This window comes from Halanaerobium sp., from assembly GCF_003070835.1.
The window spans coordinates 22,867-40,865 of record NZ_QBLR01000009.1; the positions used below are offsets into that span (position 1 = coordinate 22,867).

General features: G+C 35.8%; 13 protein-coding genes. All 13 read left to right on the forward strand.

The annotated features are described in order from the left end of the window. The first annotated feature begins 23 nt into the window (after positions 1-23). The 13 genes from xylF (at position 24) to CI949_RS02195 (ending at position 17,838) form a co-directional block, all read left to right on the forward strand. Complete coding sequence (gene xylF, locus CI949_RS02135) at positions 24-1,040, forward strand: D-xylose ABC transporter substrate-binding protein (protein WP_365941423.1); 1,017 nt, start codon at positions 24-26, stop codon at positions 1,038-1,040. Between the two features lie 66 nt (positions 1,041-1,106). Further along, positions 1,107-2,636 carry a sugar ABC transporter ATP-binding protein gene (locus tag CI949_RS02140; protein WP_290762650.1) on the forward strand — a complete coding sequence of 510 codons (1,530 nt, stop codon included), beginning with the start codon at positions 1,107-1,109 and terminating at the stop codon, positions 2,634-2,636. Between the two features lie 36 nt (positions 2,637-2,672). Next, positions 2,673-3,770 (forward strand): sugar ABC transporter permease, encoded by a 1,098-nt coding sequence (locus tag CI949_RS02145; RefSeq protein ID WP_365941422.1) that lies wholly within the window; start codon positions 2,673-2,675, stop codon positions 3,768-3,770. A 161-nt stretch (positions 3,771-3,931) separates the two neighbouring features. After that, the gene (gene xylA, locus CI949_RS02150) at positions 3,932-5,251 is read left to right on the forward strand and encodes a xylose isomerase (protein ID WP_290762653.1); all 1,320 of its coding nucleotides are present in this window, start codon (positions 3,932-3,934) and stop codon (positions 5,249-5,251) included. A 189-nt stretch (positions 5,252-5,440) separates the two neighbouring features. Beyond that, positions 5,441-6,436 (forward strand): LacI family DNA-binding transcriptional regulator, encoded by a 996-nt coding sequence (locus CI949_RS02155; RefSeq protein WP_290762655.1) that lies wholly within the window; start codon positions 5,441-5,443, stop codon positions 6,434-6,436. 105 nt (positions 6,437-6,541) lie between these two features. After that, positions 6,542-7,663 (forward strand): glycosyl hydrolase family 8, encoded by a 1,122-nt coding sequence (locus tag CI949_RS02160; protein WP_290762657.1) that lies wholly within the window; start codon positions 6,542-6,544, stop codon positions 7,661-7,663. A 78-nt stretch (positions 7,664-7,741) separates the two neighbouring features. Then, positions 7,742-9,358 carry an extracellular solute-binding protein gene (locus CI949_RS02165; protein WP_290762658.1) on the forward strand — a complete coding sequence of 539 codons (1,617 nt, stop codon included), beginning with the start codon at positions 7,742-7,744 and terminating at the stop codon, positions 9,356-9,358. 116 nt (positions 9,359-9,474) lie between these two features. After that, on the forward strand, positions 9,475-10,395 hold the full coding sequence (locus tag CI949_RS02170) for a sugar ABC transporter permease (protein ID WP_290762660.1): 921 nt from the start codon (positions 9,475-9,477) through the stop codon (positions 10,393-10,395). Between the two features lie 18 nt (positions 10,396-10,413). Further along, positions 10,414-11,313, forward strand: coding sequence for a carbohydrate ABC transporter permease (locus tag CI949_RS02175; RefSeq protein WP_290762662.1), 900 nt, complete (start codon positions 10,414-10,416; stop codon positions 11,311-11,313). A gap of 150 nt (positions 11,314-11,463) precedes the next feature. Further along, the gene (locus CI949_RS02180; RefSeq protein WP_290762665.1) at positions 11,464-14,088 is read left to right on the forward strand and encodes an endo-1,4-beta-xylanase; all 2,625 of its coding nucleotides are present in this window, start codon (positions 11,464-11,466) and stop codon (positions 14,086-14,088) included. 101 nt (positions 14,089-14,189) lie between these two features. Next, positions 14,190-15,134: an aldo/keto reductase gene (locus CI949_RS02185; RefSeq protein ID WP_290762667.1), complete on the forward strand. Its 945-nt coding sequence runs from the start codon at positions 14,190-14,192 to the stop codon at positions 15,132-15,134. 68 nt (positions 15,135-15,202) lie between these two features. Continuing rightward, positions 15,203-17,080, forward strand: a complete 1,878-nt coding sequence (locus CI949_RS02190) for a sialate O-acetylesterase (RefSeq protein ID WP_290762669.1) — start codon at positions 15,203-15,205, stop codon at positions 17,078-17,080. Between the two features lie 74 nt (positions 17,081-17,154). Continuing rightward, positions 17,155-17,838 carry a GntR family transcriptional regulator gene (locus CI949_RS02195; RefSeq protein ID WP_108140053.1) on the forward strand — a complete coding sequence of 228 codons (684 nt, stop codon included), beginning with the start codon at positions 17,155-17,157 and terminating at the stop codon, positions 17,836-17,838. Positions 17,839-17,999 lie beyond the last annotated feature (161 nt).

The window sequence follows — 17,999 nt, forward strand, 5'->3', positions numbered from 1 at the left end:
AAACATTATTTATTTCAGTATTAATGGCAGTTCTATTATTTTTAGGTACTTTTTCTGTGATGGCTCAGGATGATCAAATTGTAATTGGCTTATCAATGGATAATTTAAGACTGGAAAGATGGCAGCATGACCGTGATATTTTTGTAGAAAAAGCAGAAGAAATGGGAGCAAAAGTATTAGTTCAGTCTGCTAATGGTGATGATATGGTACAGATGTCACAGGCAGAAAATTTAATTACACAGGGAATCGATGTTTTGGTTGTTGTCCCTCATAATGGAAAAATTATGGGAAGTATTGTTAGACAGGCACATGCAAATGATGTTCCAGTACTGGCCTATGATAGAATGCTGATGGATTCTAAAGTAGACTATTATTTATCTTTTGATAATGTTCGAGTTGGTGAACTACAGGCTGAATTTTTAGTTGAAAGACAGCCAACCGGAAATTATTTTCTGCTGGGAGGATCTCCAACAGATAACAATGCAAAATTATTCCGTCAGGGTCAGATGAACATTTTACAGCCTTATATTGACGAAGGTAAAATAAACATTGTTGGTGACCAGTGGGCAAAAGACTGGCTGCCTCAGGAAGCCTTAAGTATTGTTGAGAATGCTTTAACAGCAAATAATAATAATATTGATGTGATAGTTGCTTCAAATGATAGTACTGCTGGTGGAGCTATTCAGGCTCTAGCAGAACAGGGACTTGCAGGTGAAGTTTTAGTTTCAGGTCAGGATGCGGACCTTGCTGCCTGTCAGAGAATAGTAGAGGGTACTCAGACTATGACTGTTTATAAGCCTATTCAGGATCTAGCAACTCGTGGTGCAGAAATAGCAGTAAAAATGGCTAATGGTGAAAAAGTAGACACCAATGGTGCAATAAATAATGGTGAATATGATGTACCTTCAGTTTTACTGACACCTATTCAGGTTCATAAGGGCAATATGGTTGAAACAGTAATTGCAGATGGATTCCATGAAATGGAAGAAGTATATAAAAATATACCAAAATCTGAGTGGCCTGAAAGACCTGAAAAATAAGATGGATATTAAAGGGGAGTAATAAAATCTCCCCTTTTCTTTCCTTTATGAAAGGAGCTGAGTGATTTGGAAGATGTTTTGTTGAAAACTGAGAATATAATCAAAGATTTTCCTGGAGTTAGAGCTTTAGATAATGTTTCTTTTCAGGTTGAAAAAAATCAAATTCATGCTCTTTGTGGAGAAAATGGAGCGGGTAAATCAACATTAATCAAAGTTTTAAGTGGAGTTTATCCCGCCGGGAGTTATGAAGGACAAATTTTTCTTGAAGGAGAAAAAAAAGAATTTGAAAATATTCATCAGGCTGAAGCAAACGGAATAGCAGTTATTCATCAGGAATTAACACTTTTTGAGGAAATGAATGTAGCAGAAAATATTTTTATGGGTAATGAAATTGCTAAAAAAGGTTATATAGACTGGAATGAAATGTATGATCAGACAAATAAGTGGATCAAAAAGATGAAGTTAGAAGGAGTTAAACCAACAACTAAAGTCGGGCAGCTTGGAGTTGGGAAACAGCAGTTAATTGAAATTGCAAAAGCTCTGGCTAAAAACTCGAGACTTTTAATTCTGGATGAACCTACTGCCTCACTAACAGATAATGAAGTAGATTTATTAATGGAAATTCTGCGTGATTTAAAATCTGAAGGGGTAACCTGTATTTATATTTCTCATAAGTTAAATGAAGTTTTTGAAATTGCTGATTATATTTCTGTTTTAAGAGATGGTGCCTATATTGGTGGTGATTTTAAAGATAAATTAAATGAGAGAGAAGTAGTAAAAATGATGGTTGGTCGTTCGATCGAGCAGATGTTTCCTGATAGAATAAATAAAGCAGGTAAGGAAATTTTAAGGGTTGAAAATTTAAATCTTAATGATTATCAGGGTAATAAAATCCTGGAAGATATTTCTTTTGAGCTGGCAGAGGGGGAGATCTTAGGAATTTTTGGCCTGATTGGTGCTGGTAGAACTGAAATTGCTAATACTCTTTTTGGTTATTTACCAGGCAGCAAAACAGGAGATATCTATTTAGATAATGAAATAGTGGATATTCAATCTCCCAAAGAGGCTTTAGATAAAGGAATTGCTCTTATTTCTGAAGACCGGAAAAGATTTGGGATTATTCCTCCGATGAGTGTTAAAGAAAACATTTCAATCTCATTTTTAGGAAACTTTAAAAACTTTTTAGTTATTGATGAAAATGAAGAGATCTTAAAGACTTCTGAACTGGTAGATAAATTGAATGTTAAAACAGCATCTTTAAATACAAAGATCGTTAATTTAAGTGGTGGTAATCAGCAGAAGGCAATCTTAGCGAAAAACCTTGTAAAAATTCCAAGAGTTTTAATTATGGATGAGCCAACACGAGGGATTGATGTTGGTGCCAAACAGGAAATTTATGAACTGATGAATAATTTTGCTGAAGATCAGATGGGGATAATTATGATTTCTTCAGAGTTGCCTGAAATACTGGGGATGAGCGACAGGATTATTGTAATGCATGAGGGGGAAATTACTAAAGAGTTCGATAACAGGGATAAGGATATCAGTCAGGAAGAAATAATGGTTTATGCAACAGGGGGAGAAATGAATGGCTAATACAAAAAAATAAAACTTGACTTTAGAACTTATATGATGATTATTGCTCTGGTATCAATCTGGATTATTTTTTCTTTTACCACCGGTGGTGATTTCTTAACAGCTAGAAATATTTCCAATTTATTTAGACAATCTGTATTTACTTCAATGCTGGCCATTGGAATGGTGATGGTCATAATTATGGGACATATTGATCTTTCGGTAGGTTCTCTGGTTGGACTGGCAGGCGGAGTAGTTGCTATTCTAGATGTCTGGCAGGGTATGAATCCAGTTTTCTCAATTGGTTTAACACTTTTATTAGGTTTAATTTTAGGTTTGTGGAATGGCTGGTGGACAGCATACCGAAAAGTTCCTTCCTTCATTGTTACCCTGGGTGGATTACTGATCTTTAGGGGAATATTAGTTGGGATTACTGGTGGTACAACAATCGGACCAATGAGTGACTTATTTTACTACTTTGGTAAAGGATATTTTTCTGATATTACAGGCTTGATTTTCGCACTGGTAGTTGGACTTGCTGTTATATTTATTCAGCTAAAGTCTAGAAAAGATAAATTGAAATATGGTTTTGATGTCCTTCCTTTAAAATTTGAAATTTTAAAGATTGCCGTCTCTGTAATTTTACTGGTAGTCTTCATTCTGGTTTTTAATGCCTATCGCGGAATCCCAATACCTTTGATGGTTTTGGCAATTTTTCTGGCTATCTTTTCATTTATAACCAACAAAACAACTTTTGGCCGCTATATTTATGCAATTGGAGGTAACAGTGATGCTGCAAAGTTATCAGGGATAGACATCAAAAAAATTACACTGACGGTTTTTATGCTCAATGGCTTAATGGCTGCAATTGGAGGTATATTTTTAACATCCAGGCTGAGTGCTGCCTCAGTAGCAGCTGGTGATGGTGCTGAATTAGATGCAATTGCTTCCTGTGTTATTGGTGGAGCCAGTCTTGCTGGTGGTATTGGTAAAGTCGGGGGAGCAGTTGTTGGTGCTGTAGTAATGGCCAGTCTTGATAATGGTATGAGTTTGATGAATGTAGAGAACTTCTGGCAGTCAATTATCAAAGGTTTAATTCTAATTCTTGCAGTCTGGGTTGATATTTATACCAAAAATAAAAAATCTGCTGCTTAAACTAAAATTTTTAAAAAAAATAAAAATAAAAGCAGGAGATTTTAATTTAGTCTTGAATAATATAATTAGAGAGTTAATTTAACACTTAAATTAATACCTAAATTAATATTGCTCTTAATGTCTCAAACTTATATTTCTAACAAAACGGAGGTAATCAAATTATGAAAAATGTTTTTAAAGATTTTAAAAAGGTGAAGTATGAAGGTCCGGAATCTGATAATCCAATGGCATTTAAGTATTACAATCCGGAAGAAAAAATCGGTGGCAAGACAATGGAGGAACACTTAAGATTTTCAATTGCTTACTGGCACACTTTTGCTGATACCGGTGAAGATCCATTTGGTGCAGGAACCAGAGTTTATCCCTGGGCAGATATTAGTGACCCATTAGAAAGAGCAAAGGCTAAAGTTGAAGGGGCCTTTACCTTTATGGATAAGCTGGGAGCTCCCTATTTCTGCTTCCACGACCGCGATGTTGCTCCTGAAGGAAAGACAGTTGCTGAAAGCTACAAAAATTTAGATACTATTGTCGATTTAATTGAAGAAAAGATGGATGAGACTGGGATTAAGCTGCTCTGGGGAACAGCAAACATGTTTACCAATCCCCGCTTTATGAATGGTGCCTCTACTTCTCCAAATGCAGATGTATTTGCTATGGCTGCTGCTCAGGTTAAAAAGGCAATGGAAGCAACCAAAAGACTGGGAGGAGAAAACTATGTATTCTGGGGCGGCCGTGAAGGTTACGAAACTCTGCTCAATACAAATATGGCCTTGGAGCAGGATAACCTGGCCCGCTTCTTAGAAATGGCAGTAGAGTATAAAGAAAAAATTGGTTTTGATGGTCAGTTACTAATTGAACCAAAACCAAAAGAGCCTACAAAGCACCAGTATGACTTTGATGCAGCTAATGTAATTGCTTTCTTAAGAAAATATAATTTAGATGATCACTTTAAAGTTAATCTCGAGGCAAACCATGCAACCTTAGCCGGTCATAATTTTGAGCATGAGCTTCACTATGCCAGAATTAATGATATGCTCGGTAGTGTAGATGCCAACCAGGGAGATTTATTACTCGGCTGGGATACAGATCAGTTCCCAACTAATATTTATACAACAACTCTGGCTATGTATGAGATCCTTAAGAACAATGGTCTCGGTAAAGGTGGCTTAAACTTTGATGCAAAAGTTCGCCGTCCGTCCTTTAAAATGAAAGATCTATTCTACGGTCACATTGCAGGAATGGATGCTTTTGCTAAAGGTCTAAAAATTGCTAATAAACTATTAGAAGATAGAGTCTTAGAAGATTTTGTAGCTGAAAGATATGCAAGCTATGAAAGTGGAATCGGTAAAAAGATTGTCAATAAAGAAGTTGGCCTGGAAGAATTAGCAGAATATGCTATGGAGCTTGGTGAAGTTGAAAATTATTCCGGACATCAGGAAATGCTGGAAGCTAGATTAAACCAGTATATTTTAAATAATTAAATATAAATTTTTACCTGCTAAAAGCTGAGTGGGCGGTTAAATTATCGCCCACTCCATTAAAAAAACTTTCATAAACTTGAGTTAAGATTCAAAAAATTTAAAAAAACAAGAAAAATTTATCATTTCCTATTGAAATCAGATAATTTTTTTAGTATGATTAAATAAACCGGTTTCGAAGGAAGTGACAAAATGGTAACAATCAATGATATAGCAAAAAAAGCAAAAGTATCAAAATCAACAGTTTCTAAAGTAATCAATAATTATTCAGGTGTTGGTGATGATACTAAAGAAAAGGTATTAAAAATTATGAAAGAAAATAATTACTGGCCTAATTCAGTAGCCAGAAGTCTCTCAACCAAAAAATCTTATACAATTGGTATTTTTGGTCCTCAGATTTTAAATAACTTCTTCTTTAGAGAAGTTTTTGAAGGAATCGAAGCTGTTATGGGAGATAAAGGTTATGATCTTCTGTATTTTACAAATAAGCAGTGGGATGAATCCTGGGTTGACTACAGCTACAAGGAAAAGTGTGAAAACAGAAATGTTGATGGAGTTATTATGATGGGTTATGGAAAGGTTAATATAGCTCAGTTTGACAGGCTTTTAAAGTCTGAGATACCTTCTGTATTTATAGATTTAGATCTTGTTGGATCTAACACTTCTTATGTGACTTCTGATAATACCGGTGGAGCCCGCAAAGCTGTAGAATATTTAGCAAAATTGGGACACAAAAAGATAGCAATGATCAGAGGTCTTAATGGCTTTAAAGTTTCTACAGATAGATTTGTTGGTTTTCAGCAGTCTATAAAAGCTCTAAACCTCCCTTATAATTCCAAGTGGATGTTTGACGGTGATTATAGTATGGAAACCGGCTATCAGTCAATGAAGAAAATTCTCCGCTTAGAAGAGCAACCGACAGCAATATTTGCCGAAGATTTGATTGCAATTGGTGCTATTAAGGCAATCCGGGAGGCAGGTTTGAATGTCCCCGAAGATTATTCAGTTATCGGCTTTGATAGTATTGAAGTGGGAAGACATTACCATCTGACTACCATTGCTCAGGATCAGATTGGACTGGGTAAGGCAGCATCAAAGCTGCTTTTAAATATTATAGATCAGAAATCATTTTCGCCGATTATTTTACCTACCAGATTAATTATTGGAGAAACTTGCAGAGAAATTTAATAATTTTTTATGATAATTTAAACCGGTTTCTATAGAGAAATCAAGTTTAGTTTTTTAATTTTCAAACTTTAAACCGGTTTCTAAAATTATAAAGGAGGGGATTATTTGGGAGAAAAAGGAGCTTTTTATTCAGATCAGTATCAAAATTTGCTAAAAAAACATGGTTATTCCGAGAATGATATAGAAGCAAAAATTGAAAAGACCTGGGAATCTCTATTTTTCGACCAGGACTTAAAGTTTTATCATCAAACTGAAGATCAGATGGCTTATATTACTGATACTGGGAATAATGATGTTCGAACTGAAGGAATGTCTTATGGAATGATGGCAGCAGTTCAACTTGATCAAAAAGAAGTTTTTGACAGGCTCTGGCGCTGGACCAAAAAATATATGTATCATCCTGCAGGAAAATATAAAGGTTATTTTGCCTGGTCCTGTGACCGTAAGGGAAATAAAAATTTTGATGGACCTGCTCCAGATGGAGAAGAATATTTTGCAATGGCTTTACTTTTAGCTTCCCGAAGATGGGGAGACGGTAAAGAACCTTTAAATTATTCCGAGCAGGCAAAAGAAATTTTAAATGAAGTTGTTCATAAAGGAGAAAATTCTCCTGGGGATCCAATGTGGAATCCCGATAATTATTTAATTAAATTTGTCCCGGGAGTTGAGTTTTCAGATCCTTCCTATCATCTGCCGCATTTTTACGAACTCTTTGCCCGCTGGGGAAATGAAAAAGATCAGGATTTTTGGCTTAAAGCTGCAGCGGCGAGCCGCAAATATCTGCAGCATTCCTGTCATCCTGAAACCGGTTTATCAGCTGAATATGCTGAATATGACGGCAGCCCTCGTTTTGAAGAGGGACATGGAGATTTTTACAGTGATGCCTACCGGGTAGCTTTTAATATTGGAGTTGATTCACTCTGGTTTAATAAAGACCCCTGGCAGCAGGAAGAAGCTTATAAATTACAGGAATTTTTTGCTGATAAAGAGGAATATACAAAATACTCAATAGACGGACAGGAATTAGAAAAACCTGATTATTTACATTATCTCGGGCTCAAATCTGCAAATGCAGCAGCATCACTGGCTGGAGAAAATAAATTTACAGAAAAATATCTAAAAGATTTTTGGGAAGCTGAGCTGAGAAAAGATGAGCGCCGCTATTATGACAATTTTCTTTATTTATTTGCTTTACTGGCCTTAAGCGGCAATTTTAGAATTTATTAGTCTATGTGATTCTTAATTTTCGGATAAAATTGATTCAATTTTATCAAATATACATCAAAATTATAAGGAGGGTTTATTTTGAAGAAAGGTTTAAGTATTTTAATTTTAATGTTGGTTCTGTCTTTAGCTTTTACAGCTGCAGCAGCAGCCCAGGATGATTTAAAGGAATTCGATGTTTTTATTTCTGTTTCCTTACCTGATTATTCTGGTTCATCAATTGTTGGTGACATTATTCAGGAAGAAACTGGTGTTAAGCTGAACAGAGAATATCTTGTTGGAGATTTAGAGCAGAAAGTTGGTTTAATGATCGCCAGTCAGGATTATCCTGATATGCTGGTAGCAGCTCATTTTACTGACAAATTTGTGGAAGCAGGTGCTTTAATTCCACTGAATGATTTAATCGAAAAACATGCTCCAAACATCAAAAAATATTATGCAAATCATCTGGAATCTCTAAAAAAAGATGATGGTAATATTTATTACCTGCCTCAGTTAGCCATTCCTTTTGAGCCAGCTGAAAGAAGATATCCATCAGTAGGATTTTTCATTAATAAAAGAGTACTGGAAGCAAATGATTATCCTGTAATTAAATCATTTGATCAGTATTTTAAGTTAATTGAAGAATATCAAAAAGAACATCCTGAGTATAATGGGCAAAAAACAATTGGGTATACTACTTTATTTGATGGCTGGAGAAGATTTGCAACCACCAATGGTCCTATGCACTTAATGGGTTATCCAAATGAAGGTGGATTTGTACCAGTTAAAGAAGGTGGCGAATATGTAGTTAGACCTTACTATGGAAGTAACACTGAAAAATATTATTATAAGAAATTAAATGAAATGTACAATAAAGGTGTTGTAGATCAAGAAGCATTTGTTTCTAACTTTGACCAGTATTTACAAAAAATCAGTTCCGGTCGGGTTTTAGGAACACTTAACCAGTACTGGCAGGTTCAGCAGGCTCAGGAAGTTCTAATTAATGAAAAACCCGACAGCATTATGGTACCTTTCCCTGTGACCTATGATCCAATTGTTGAAGAGCATATGAGAGATAAGCCATATGTTCAGACTACACAGGGTATGGGTATTACAACTGCCTGTGAAGATCCAGTGGCTGCAATTAAATACTTAGACTATCTTGTTAGTTTAAAAACACAGCGTTTAATTCAATGGGGTATTAAAGGTGAGCACTATCAGGTAGATGAAAATGGAAAGTTCTACCGCACTGAAGAACAGCTTAAAAAGTTCCAGGATCCATCCTGGGTTAGAGATGTTTTTGGCCGTCATTATTTCTATAATGCCTTCCCAAGTCTAACTGGTCTTGGTCCTAATGGAAACAGTTTTATGCCCAGCAGACAGCCGAGTGCAATTTATGCAAACAGTTCAGAAGCGGAAAAAGAAGTAATGGATGCCTATGGGGTTAAATCCTTTACAGGACTATATAATAAGCCATTTGAAGACAGAAAATATTTCCCACTCTGGACAATTACCTTACCTACAAATTCTGAAGCTCAGATTGAATCAACAAGAATGACTAACGCTTTAGTACAGCATGTTCCAACTCTGGTAATGGATTCGACAGAGAAGTTCGAAGCTAACTGGGATGCTTATACTGAACAGATTAATGGTTTAATGGATGCTCAAATTAAAGAATATCAAAAACAGATTGACTGGAGAATGGAAAACTGGTAAAAACTAGTTTATAAGCTTATCATTGATGATTGGAGTGGGAAGCTCAGCTTCCTGCTCCTAAATAAAAATTTTATATTTTTTGATTAATTAGTACAAATCTTGAAGGAGGAATATTTGTGAATAGCAGTGGAGATACTTTCTGGCAGAAACTATGGAAGCAGAAAGCCTTAGTTTTAATGTCACTTCCATTTATAATTTATGTAATTATATTTAAATATATACCCTTATGGGGCTGGTTAATGGCCTTTCAAAACTACTGGCCGGGGAATTCATTTTTTGAGCAGACCTGGGTTGGTTTAGAGAATTTCAGATTACTTTTATCAGATCCAGTGTTTTTTGATGTTTTAAGAAACACACTGGCTATGAGTATAATTAAGCTTTTATCAGGTATGTTTTTTTCAATTTTACTTGCCCTGGTTTTAAATGAAGTACGATTTGCTAAATTCAAAAAAATCACCCAGACAATTTCTTATTTACCCCATTTTATTTCCTGGGTTGTAGGTGCTAACCTGGTGATGAATGCTCTTTCTACTAATGGAATTGTAAATGATCTCTTATTGAATCTGGGAATTGTCGATTCTCCTATTATGTTTATGGGAATTCCAAAACTTTTTTGGTGGATAGTTGGAGCCTCTCATGTCTGGAAAACAGTTGGATTTGGAGCAATTTTATACCTGGCCTCAATAGTTTCAATCAGCCCAAGTTTATACGAAGCAGCAGTAATTGATGGTGCCAGCAGATTACAGAGAATTAGATATATCACCTTACCAGCTTTAAAACCTGTTATTATAATTTTATTAATTATCAATGTTGGCCGCTTGATGAATATGGGCTTCCAGCAGATTTATCTGCTCAGCAATGGAAGAGTAATTGAATATTCAAGGATTTTTAGGATTTTTGAGCTTGATTTTGGCCTGAAAATGATGCGTTATTCTTTTGCTACTGCAGCAGGTATTTTTAGAAGTTTAGTTAGTATTGTTTTAGTTTTTAGTGCCAATCAAATAGCTAAAATGATGGGCGAGGAAAGATTACTTTAAAAGGAGGAATAAATTCTTATGATCAGAGCCAAAAAAAGAGGCTGGGATGATATTTTATTAGATCTATTTATTTATACATTTTTAATAGCTTTAATTATTGTGACTCTCTATCCATTTTTAAACACACTGGCAATTTCGTTTAATGAGGGAAGAGACAGTATTAAAGGTGGAATTTATCTCTGGCCGCGTGAATTTACAACTTTTAATTATGAATCATTATTAACAGATCAACAAATTTTTCATGCAGCAGGTGTTTCTATTGCCAGAACTGTTTTGACAACAGTTTTTGGAACTTTTTTAACAGCGATGCTGGCTTATGTAATCAGCCGCAAAGATTTTGTTTTAAGAAAGTTTATTACCTTTATCTATGTTCTAACAATGTATGTTCAGGGAGGGTTGATACCAACTTACTTCCTCTACCAGCGGCTTGGTTTAACTAACAACTTCTGGGTTTATGTCCTGCCTGGACTGGTAGCAGCCTTTAACTTAATTATTGTTAGAACATATATCAATGGTTTACCAGAAAGTTTAATCGAATCAGCTAAAATTGATGGTGCCTCAGAGTTTACTATTTTCTTAAAAATTATTTTACCTCTGAGTAAACCTGTACTGGCAACAATTGCTATTTTTACAGCAGTTTATCACTGGAGTGCCTGGTGGGATGTTTTCCTCTATAACTCGTCCAATCCAGCTCTCTCAACTTTACAGTATGAGCTGATGAAAGTTCTGGCTACCGCCAATTCAATGTCAGGCTCAATGCAGCAGGCTTTATCAAATTCAGCTCAATCTGCTCAGATTACTCCCCGTGCTATTAGAGCAACTATGACTATTATTGTTACAGTGCCAATTGCAGTTGTTTATCCATTTCTGCAGCGGTACTTTGTCCATGGTCTGACCCTTGGTGGAGTAAAAGAATAAATTTGATTTAAAGCTTAATATTTTCTTAACAACTTAAGAGAAAGCTTATTGAAGCAGAATTAAATTTGCTTTTGATAAGTTTTCTCTTTTTAATATAGATAAATATTGCGAAAATTAAGTTAAGGAATAATTCTAACCAGGGGGATTTAAATGAACTTTATAAGAGAAATCAAACAGGATGTGTTTTTAGTTGTAATTTTAATTTTACTTTCTGCTGTATTATTTTCAGCTTCAGCAGCTGCCGAAGTAGTCTATCAAACTGATTTTGAAGCTGGGATGGGCAGCTGGAAGCCTAGAGGTAAAGGAGTAGTACTAAAAGTTATTGATTCTGCTGCAGTAAGCGGCAGTCAGAGTCTGTTGGTCAGGGGCAGAACTCAAAATTGGAATGGACCAAGTCTTGACATTCATAATATTGTTGAAGAAAACAAAGAATATAATTTTTCAATGATGGTTAAACTTGTGGAAGGTTCTGAGAACTCAACAATTACTTTAAGTACAGAAAATAATAAGGATGGCAGCAATTCCTGGGATAATGTTACCAGTGTTGAAGCTTCTGCCTCTGATTGGGTTGAACTGAATGGAAATTATACTATTAATTCCGGTATGGACAGAATTACCCTGTATGCGGAATCAGCTAATGCCGAATTAGAATTTTTAATTGACGATCTTGTTATTAAAAAGGAAGGTGAAATCGTGCAGAAAATGGAAGCAGATATTCCTTCTCTAAAAGCGGCTTATGCAGATCATTTTAAGATTGGAGCAGCCATTGAGCCCTATCAGCTAGAAGGAGAACATGGCAAAATTTTAAAAAAGCATTTTAACAGTCTAACTGCAGAAAATGTAATGAAACCAGAGACAGTTCAGCCAGAAGAAGGCGAATTTAATTTTACTGGTGGGGATAAGATTCGTGAATTTACTAAAGAAAATGAGATGGTAATGAGAGGTCATACCTTAGTCTGGCACAGTCAGGTTCCCGACTGGTTTTTTGAAGATGAAGAGGGAGAATTAGTTTCTAAGGAAGTTCTCTTAGATAGAATGAGAAAGCATATTGAAAAAACAATGGAGCATTATAAGGGTGATATCGATAGCTGGGATGTTGTAAATGAAGCGATTGATCCTGCTTCAACTGAAACCAATGGACTCAGAAATAGTAAGTGGTATCAAATAGCGGGAATTGATTATATTAAAGAAGCCTTCATCCATGCTAATAAAATTGACCCGGAGGCAAAACTATATATCAATGATTACAGTCTTTTATCAGATCCGGCTAAAAGAGATATTATGTACAGAGTTGTTAAAGAGCTGCTGGCAGAAGATATTCCGGTTGATGGAATTGGAATGCAGGGCCACATTAATATTGAATCACCTTCAATTGCTACAATGGAGAAGACTTTAGACAAATTTGCTTCTCTGGGAGTGGATCTCCAGATAACTGAGCTAGACCTAAGTGTCTATACAAATAATAGTCAGAGTTATGACAGCTTTAGTGAGGAGCTAGCTGTTAAGCAGGGACACCGCTACCGTGAGATTTTTAATCTCTTTAAACAGTATTCTGATTCAATTACTAATGTTACTCTCTGGGGAATTGCAGATGACCACACCTGGTTAACAGGTTTCCCGGTAGAAAGAAATAACTGGCCGCTTTTATTTGACCAGTCATTAAAAGCCAAACCAGCTTTCTGGGGAGTTGTTAATCCAGATAGACTACCTGTAATCACCAAAGAATTCGATATTTCTCAAGGAAGCCCAGAGATTGATGCTGAAAGTGATTTGATCTGGCAGAATAGCGGAGACACTTTGGATTTAGAAGAAAATGAATATCTCGGTGGAGAAGTTAAGTTGAGCTGGGATGAAAACAATATTTATCTTTATGCTCAGATTGAAGATGAGAGTAAAAATGCTGAAGATGCTCTAGAAATATTTGTAGATGAAGCAAATGCAAAAACTGCTGATTCTGAAGCAATAAAACATTACCAGATTAAAAGAAGTGGAGAATCCAATTTAAAAACTGCAGCAGTAGAAAAAGATAATTCGTATTTGATTGAAGCAGTTATACCGGTAGAAAGTCGGAATTTAAAGGTTGGAGATCAAGTTGGATTTGATCTTAAAATTAATGATGCAGAATCTGAAACCTCTATTATCTGGAATGACTTTACTAAAAAGCAGACTGAAAGTGCAGAGAATTATGGGACTTTAAATTTAAAAGAAGAACCAGTAATTACAGAAGCAGTTTACGGTCAAGCAGAAATTGATGCGGAAATGGATGAGAGCTGGGAGAAGGCCAATACAATCAAAACGGAGAAAATAATTTCCGGTGAAAATCCAGCTACTGCTGAAGTTAAGACTATGTGGGATGAAAATACTTTATACATCTTTGCAGAAGTAAAAGATTCAGCGCTCAGCCTGGCTGGTGAGCAGGTACACGAAGAGGATTCTGTTGAGATATTTGTCGACGAAAATAATGATAAAAGTACTGAATATCAGTCAGATGATACTCAGTATAGAATTAACTATTTAAATCAGCAGTCATTTAACCCAGAGCGAGAAGGCCTGAAAACAGCTACCCGAGTAACTGAAACCGGCTATATTGTCGAAGCTGCTGTTCCTTTTGTGGAAATCACTGCCGAAGAAGGTCAAATTATCGGTTTTGATTTTCAGGTAAATGATGACGGAAATGGTGATGGCACTAGAGATGGAGTAGCTATCTGGAATGATCAGAGTGGAGAAGGCTGGAGAAACATGTCCGGACTTGGAAACCTGATTTTTGTGAAATAGCTTAGTGTTGTTATAATATTCACTTGTACCCGGTCCAAAAAAGACGTTTTGGACCGGGTACAAATATGTAATATAATAGATATAAAAGGAGGGGTTTCAGCATGAAAAAAGTTCAGCTTGGAAAGACAGGGCTTCAGGTCAGTCAGATGGGTTTAGGCTGTTTATACTTTGGTGCCAGAGACAGTAAGGAGAAATCCTTTAGAAGAATGGATCAGTATCTTGCTGCTGGAGGAAACTTTTTGGACACCGCCAATATGTATTCTCACTGGATAAGTGATCAGACTCAGGGTGGAGAAAGTGAAAAAATGATCGGTAAATGGCTTAAGGAAAGAAATAACCGTTCTGAGGTAATCATTGCTTCTAAAGTTGGTTTTCCCTATCCCGGCACCGAATATGGGTGCAGTAAAAAGCAGATCAAAGAAGAATTTCATAAAAGTTTAGAAAGACTGGGTACTGATTATATTGACTTATATTATGCTCATACTGATGATTTTAATACGCCAATGGAAGAAACACTGGAAGCCTTTAATGAATTGATTACAGAGGGTAAAGTTAGAGCAATTGGTGCCAGTAATTTTAAAGCCTGGAGGCTGGAACGGGCACGACAGATTGCCATCAGAAATAACTGGCAGAGCTACAGTGCAGTTCAGCAGCGTTATTCTTATTTAAGGCCCAAAAGCGGCTGGGGTTTTGGGGATCAGGTGGCAGCAAACCAGGATTTATTTGAATTTGTAGAAGATACCGGTATTTCTTTAGTAGCCTATTCTCCCCTGCTTCAGGGTGCTTATACAAACCCGAATAAAGAATTTAAAGATCAGTATCAGGGTCCGGATACTGATAAAAGGCTGGCAGTTTTAGATGAAATTGCTGCTGAAACAGGAGCAACGAGAAACCAGTTGGTCTATTACTGGTTAATGAATAGAGAGCCCAATGCTATTCCCCTGATTGCAGCAACTACAGATGAGCAGTTTAAAGAAGCTCTAGGCAGCCTGGAACTTGAATTAAGTGAAGATATGTTAAGAGCAATGACTGAAGCAAAATTTTAATAAATATTAAATTGGCAGGGTAGTTTTCTACCCTGCTCTTAATACATAAACTTAAGGAGTATAAATAGATGCAGAATATAAATTTAAAATTACCTTCTTTAATTAATGATGGTATGGTCTTACAGCAAAATGAAGAAATTAAAATCTGGGGCTGGGCTCTGCCTCAGGAGGAAGTTAAAGTTATTTTTAAGGAAGAAGAATATCTGACAGCAGCCAATGCTGAGAGGGAATGGTCTCTGTTTTTACCGGCTCAAAAGGCTGGTGGCCCTTTTGAAATGAAAATTATTGCTGCTGATAAAGAAATTAAAGTCAGCGATATTTTAATCGGCGAAGTCTGGCTCTGTTCAGGACAGTCAAATATGGAACTACCGATGCAGCGGGTTAAAGATCGCTATGCTGAGGAAATAAAAGCGGCAGGAAATGATCAAATTAGAGAGTTTAAATTACCAATCACCTATAATTTTAAAGATGAAAATAAAGATATTAAGGGAGCTAGCTGGAAAAAAGTTTCTCAGGACACTATCAGCGACTTTTCAGCTTTAGCTTATTTCTTTGCCAAAAAATTAAATGAAAAATATGAAGTTCCAGTAGGAATTTTAAACGCCAGTGTAGGTGGTTCACCAGTTGAAGCCTGGATGAGCAGAAAGTCACTGGCAGAATATCCGGAATATTTAAAAGTAGCAGCTGAATTTGCTCAGCCGGAAAAGATTAAAGCAGCTGAAGCACATAATCTTGAAGTTAATAAAGAATGGGCAAAAAGAGTTTATGAAAATGATCGGGGCTTAAATAACAAGCCACACTATTTTGACCCAGCTTATAATGACTCTGACTGGCAGACAGTTAGGATTCCAACTAAATTTGACCGGCTCAACTTTGCCAACAAAAATGGTGTTGTCTGGTTTAGAAAAGAAATTGAATTGACTAAAGCTGAGGCAGAAAATGAAGCTCGACTCTGGCTGGGGAGGATTGTAGATGCAGATACAGCCTATGTTAATGGTAAAAGAGTAGGAGCAGTAACCTACAAATATCCCCCCCGTAAATATAAGCTGAAAAAAGGGATTTTAAAGGCGGGCAAGAATTTAATAGCAGTCAGAGTTGTTGTTAATGACGGTCAGGGAGAATTTGTAGCTGATAAACCATATAAGCTCTTCCTCGGAGAAAATGAAATTGATCTGAAGGGCGAATGGAAATATAAAGTTGCTGCTGTGATTAAAGAAGATAAAAAAGAAGAAATTTTTATTCAGTGGCAGCCTACTGGTTTATTTAATGCAATGATTGCTCCACTGCTTAATTATAAGATAAAAGGAGTCTGCTGGTATCAGGGTGAATCAAATACCGGCCGGGAAGAGGAGTATAAAGACTTATTTACTAAAATGATCAAACTCTGGCGCCAGAGATTTAACCAGGGTAAGTTTCCCTTTATCTATGCCCAACTGCCAAACTTTGAGCCACCTGAGGAAAATGAAAGAGAAATCTGGGCAGCTTTCCGTAATGCACAGCGTGATGCTTTAAAGCTTGAAAATACTGCAATGACTGTTAACCTTGACTTAGGAGAGTGGAATGATCTCCATCCTTTAAATAAAAAAGACGTGGCTCACAGATTTTATTTAGCAGCCCGCAAGCTGGCCTATGGAGAAGATGTGGTCTACAGTGGACCGGAATTAAAAAAGTTAACTAAAAAAGAGAAGCAAATAATTCTGGAATTCAACAATCTTGCTGGAGGCTTAAAAGTTAAAGGTGAGCAGTTAAAGGGCTTTGAACTGGCAGGAGTAGAAAAGAAATTTAAAACAGTAAAAGCAAAATTAAATAATAATCAGGTTATTATCGATACTAAAGGAGTAGAGGACCCTAAATATCTCCGCTATGCCTGGAAGGATAATCCCAGCGAAGCCAATTTATATAATCAGCTTGATTTGCCAGCAGGCACTTTTTTAGAAAAACTGTAAAAATATTTGTTAATTGTTTGACAATTCTAAACTGGTATGTTAGTATTATTAATATACTGATTGGCGGTGAGTTTATGAATTTAGCTAAACATGATGAATACAAAAATTTGAATATGAAAGACTATGTCTATAATGTTTTAAAGGAAAATATTATGAACCTTTCTTTGAAGCCTGGAACACCTCTGCGCAAAAAAGAGATAGCAAAGGAGTTTGGAGTCAGCCGGACTCCAATTCGGGAAGCTTTTGTAAAATTAAAAGAAGAAGGTTTAATTGATGTTTATCCTCAGAAAGGTACTTTTGTCTCATATATAGATTTAGACAAGGTACAGGAAGCAAAGTTTATGCGGGAAGCTCTAGAAATCAAAATAGTTGAACTTGCCTGTGATATTTTCCCAGAGGAAAAAATGTTTGATTTAGAAGCAAATTTACAGATTCAAAAGGTAAGTTTAAAACAAAATAATTATCAAAAACTTTTTGAATACGATAATGAGTTTCACGAAATGCTTTTTGCAGGCTGTAATATGGCCAATATCTGGACAGCAATTGAACAGTTGAGTACCCATTTAAATAGGATGAGAATGCTCAGTTTATCAGCTGACTTTAACCGATCTGATGTTATTGGAGATCATCAGAAAATTATTAATGCAATTGAAAATAGAGATCCCAAAAAGGCAAAAAAGACAATGGAATCTCATATTAGCCGAATTCAGTTTGACCAGGAAAAATTGAAGAGAGATTATCCAGATTATTTTGTTTAGAGTAGATTTTAATTGTAAAACTGATATTTTTTATCGTTTACACTAACATGTTAGTATAATTAGAATTACTAAAAACCGGGAACTAATAATTTTTTAGCTTTATAAAAACCGGTTTCTATAAACTTTGTCTTATTTAATTATAACTTTATAACAGATAAAAA

Excerpts from the sequence above, each read along its gene's own strand:
- xylF (WP_365941423.1), top strand. The coding sequence starts at position 24 with ATGGCAGTTCTATTATTTTTAGGTACTTTTTCTGTGATGGCTCAGGAT.
- CI949_RS02145 (WP_365941422.1), top strand. The coding sequence starts at position 2,673 with ATGATTATTGCTCTGGTATCAATCTGGATTATTTTTTCTTTTACCACC.
- xylA (WP_290762653.1), top strand. The coding sequence starts at position 3,932 with ATGAAAAATGTTTTTAAAGATTTTAAAAAGGTGAAGTATGAAGGTCCG.
- CI949_RS02155 (WP_290762655.1), top strand. The coding sequence starts at position 5,441 with ATGGTAACAATCAATGATATAGCAAAAAAAGCAAAAGTATCAAAATCA.
- CI949_RS02175 (WP_290762662.1), top strand. The coding sequence starts at position 10,414 with ATGATCAGAGCCAAAAAAAGAGGCTGGGATGATATTTTATTAGATCTA.
- CI949_RS02180 (WP_290762665.1), top strand. The coding sequence starts at position 11,464 with ATGAACTTTATAAGAGAAATCAAACAGGATGTGTTTTTAGTTGTAATT.
- CI949_RS02185 (WP_290762667.1), top strand. The coding sequence starts at position 14,190 with ATGAAAAAAGTTCAGCTTGGAAAGACAGGGCTTCAGGTCAGTCAGATG.
- CI949_RS02190 (WP_290762669.1), top strand. The coding sequence starts at position 15,203 with ATGCAGAATATAAATTTAAAATTACCTTCTTTAATTAATGATGGTATG.
- CI949_RS02195 (WP_108140053.1), top strand. The coding sequence starts at position 17,155 with ATGAATTTAGCTAAACATGATGAATACAAAAATTTGAATATGAAAGAC.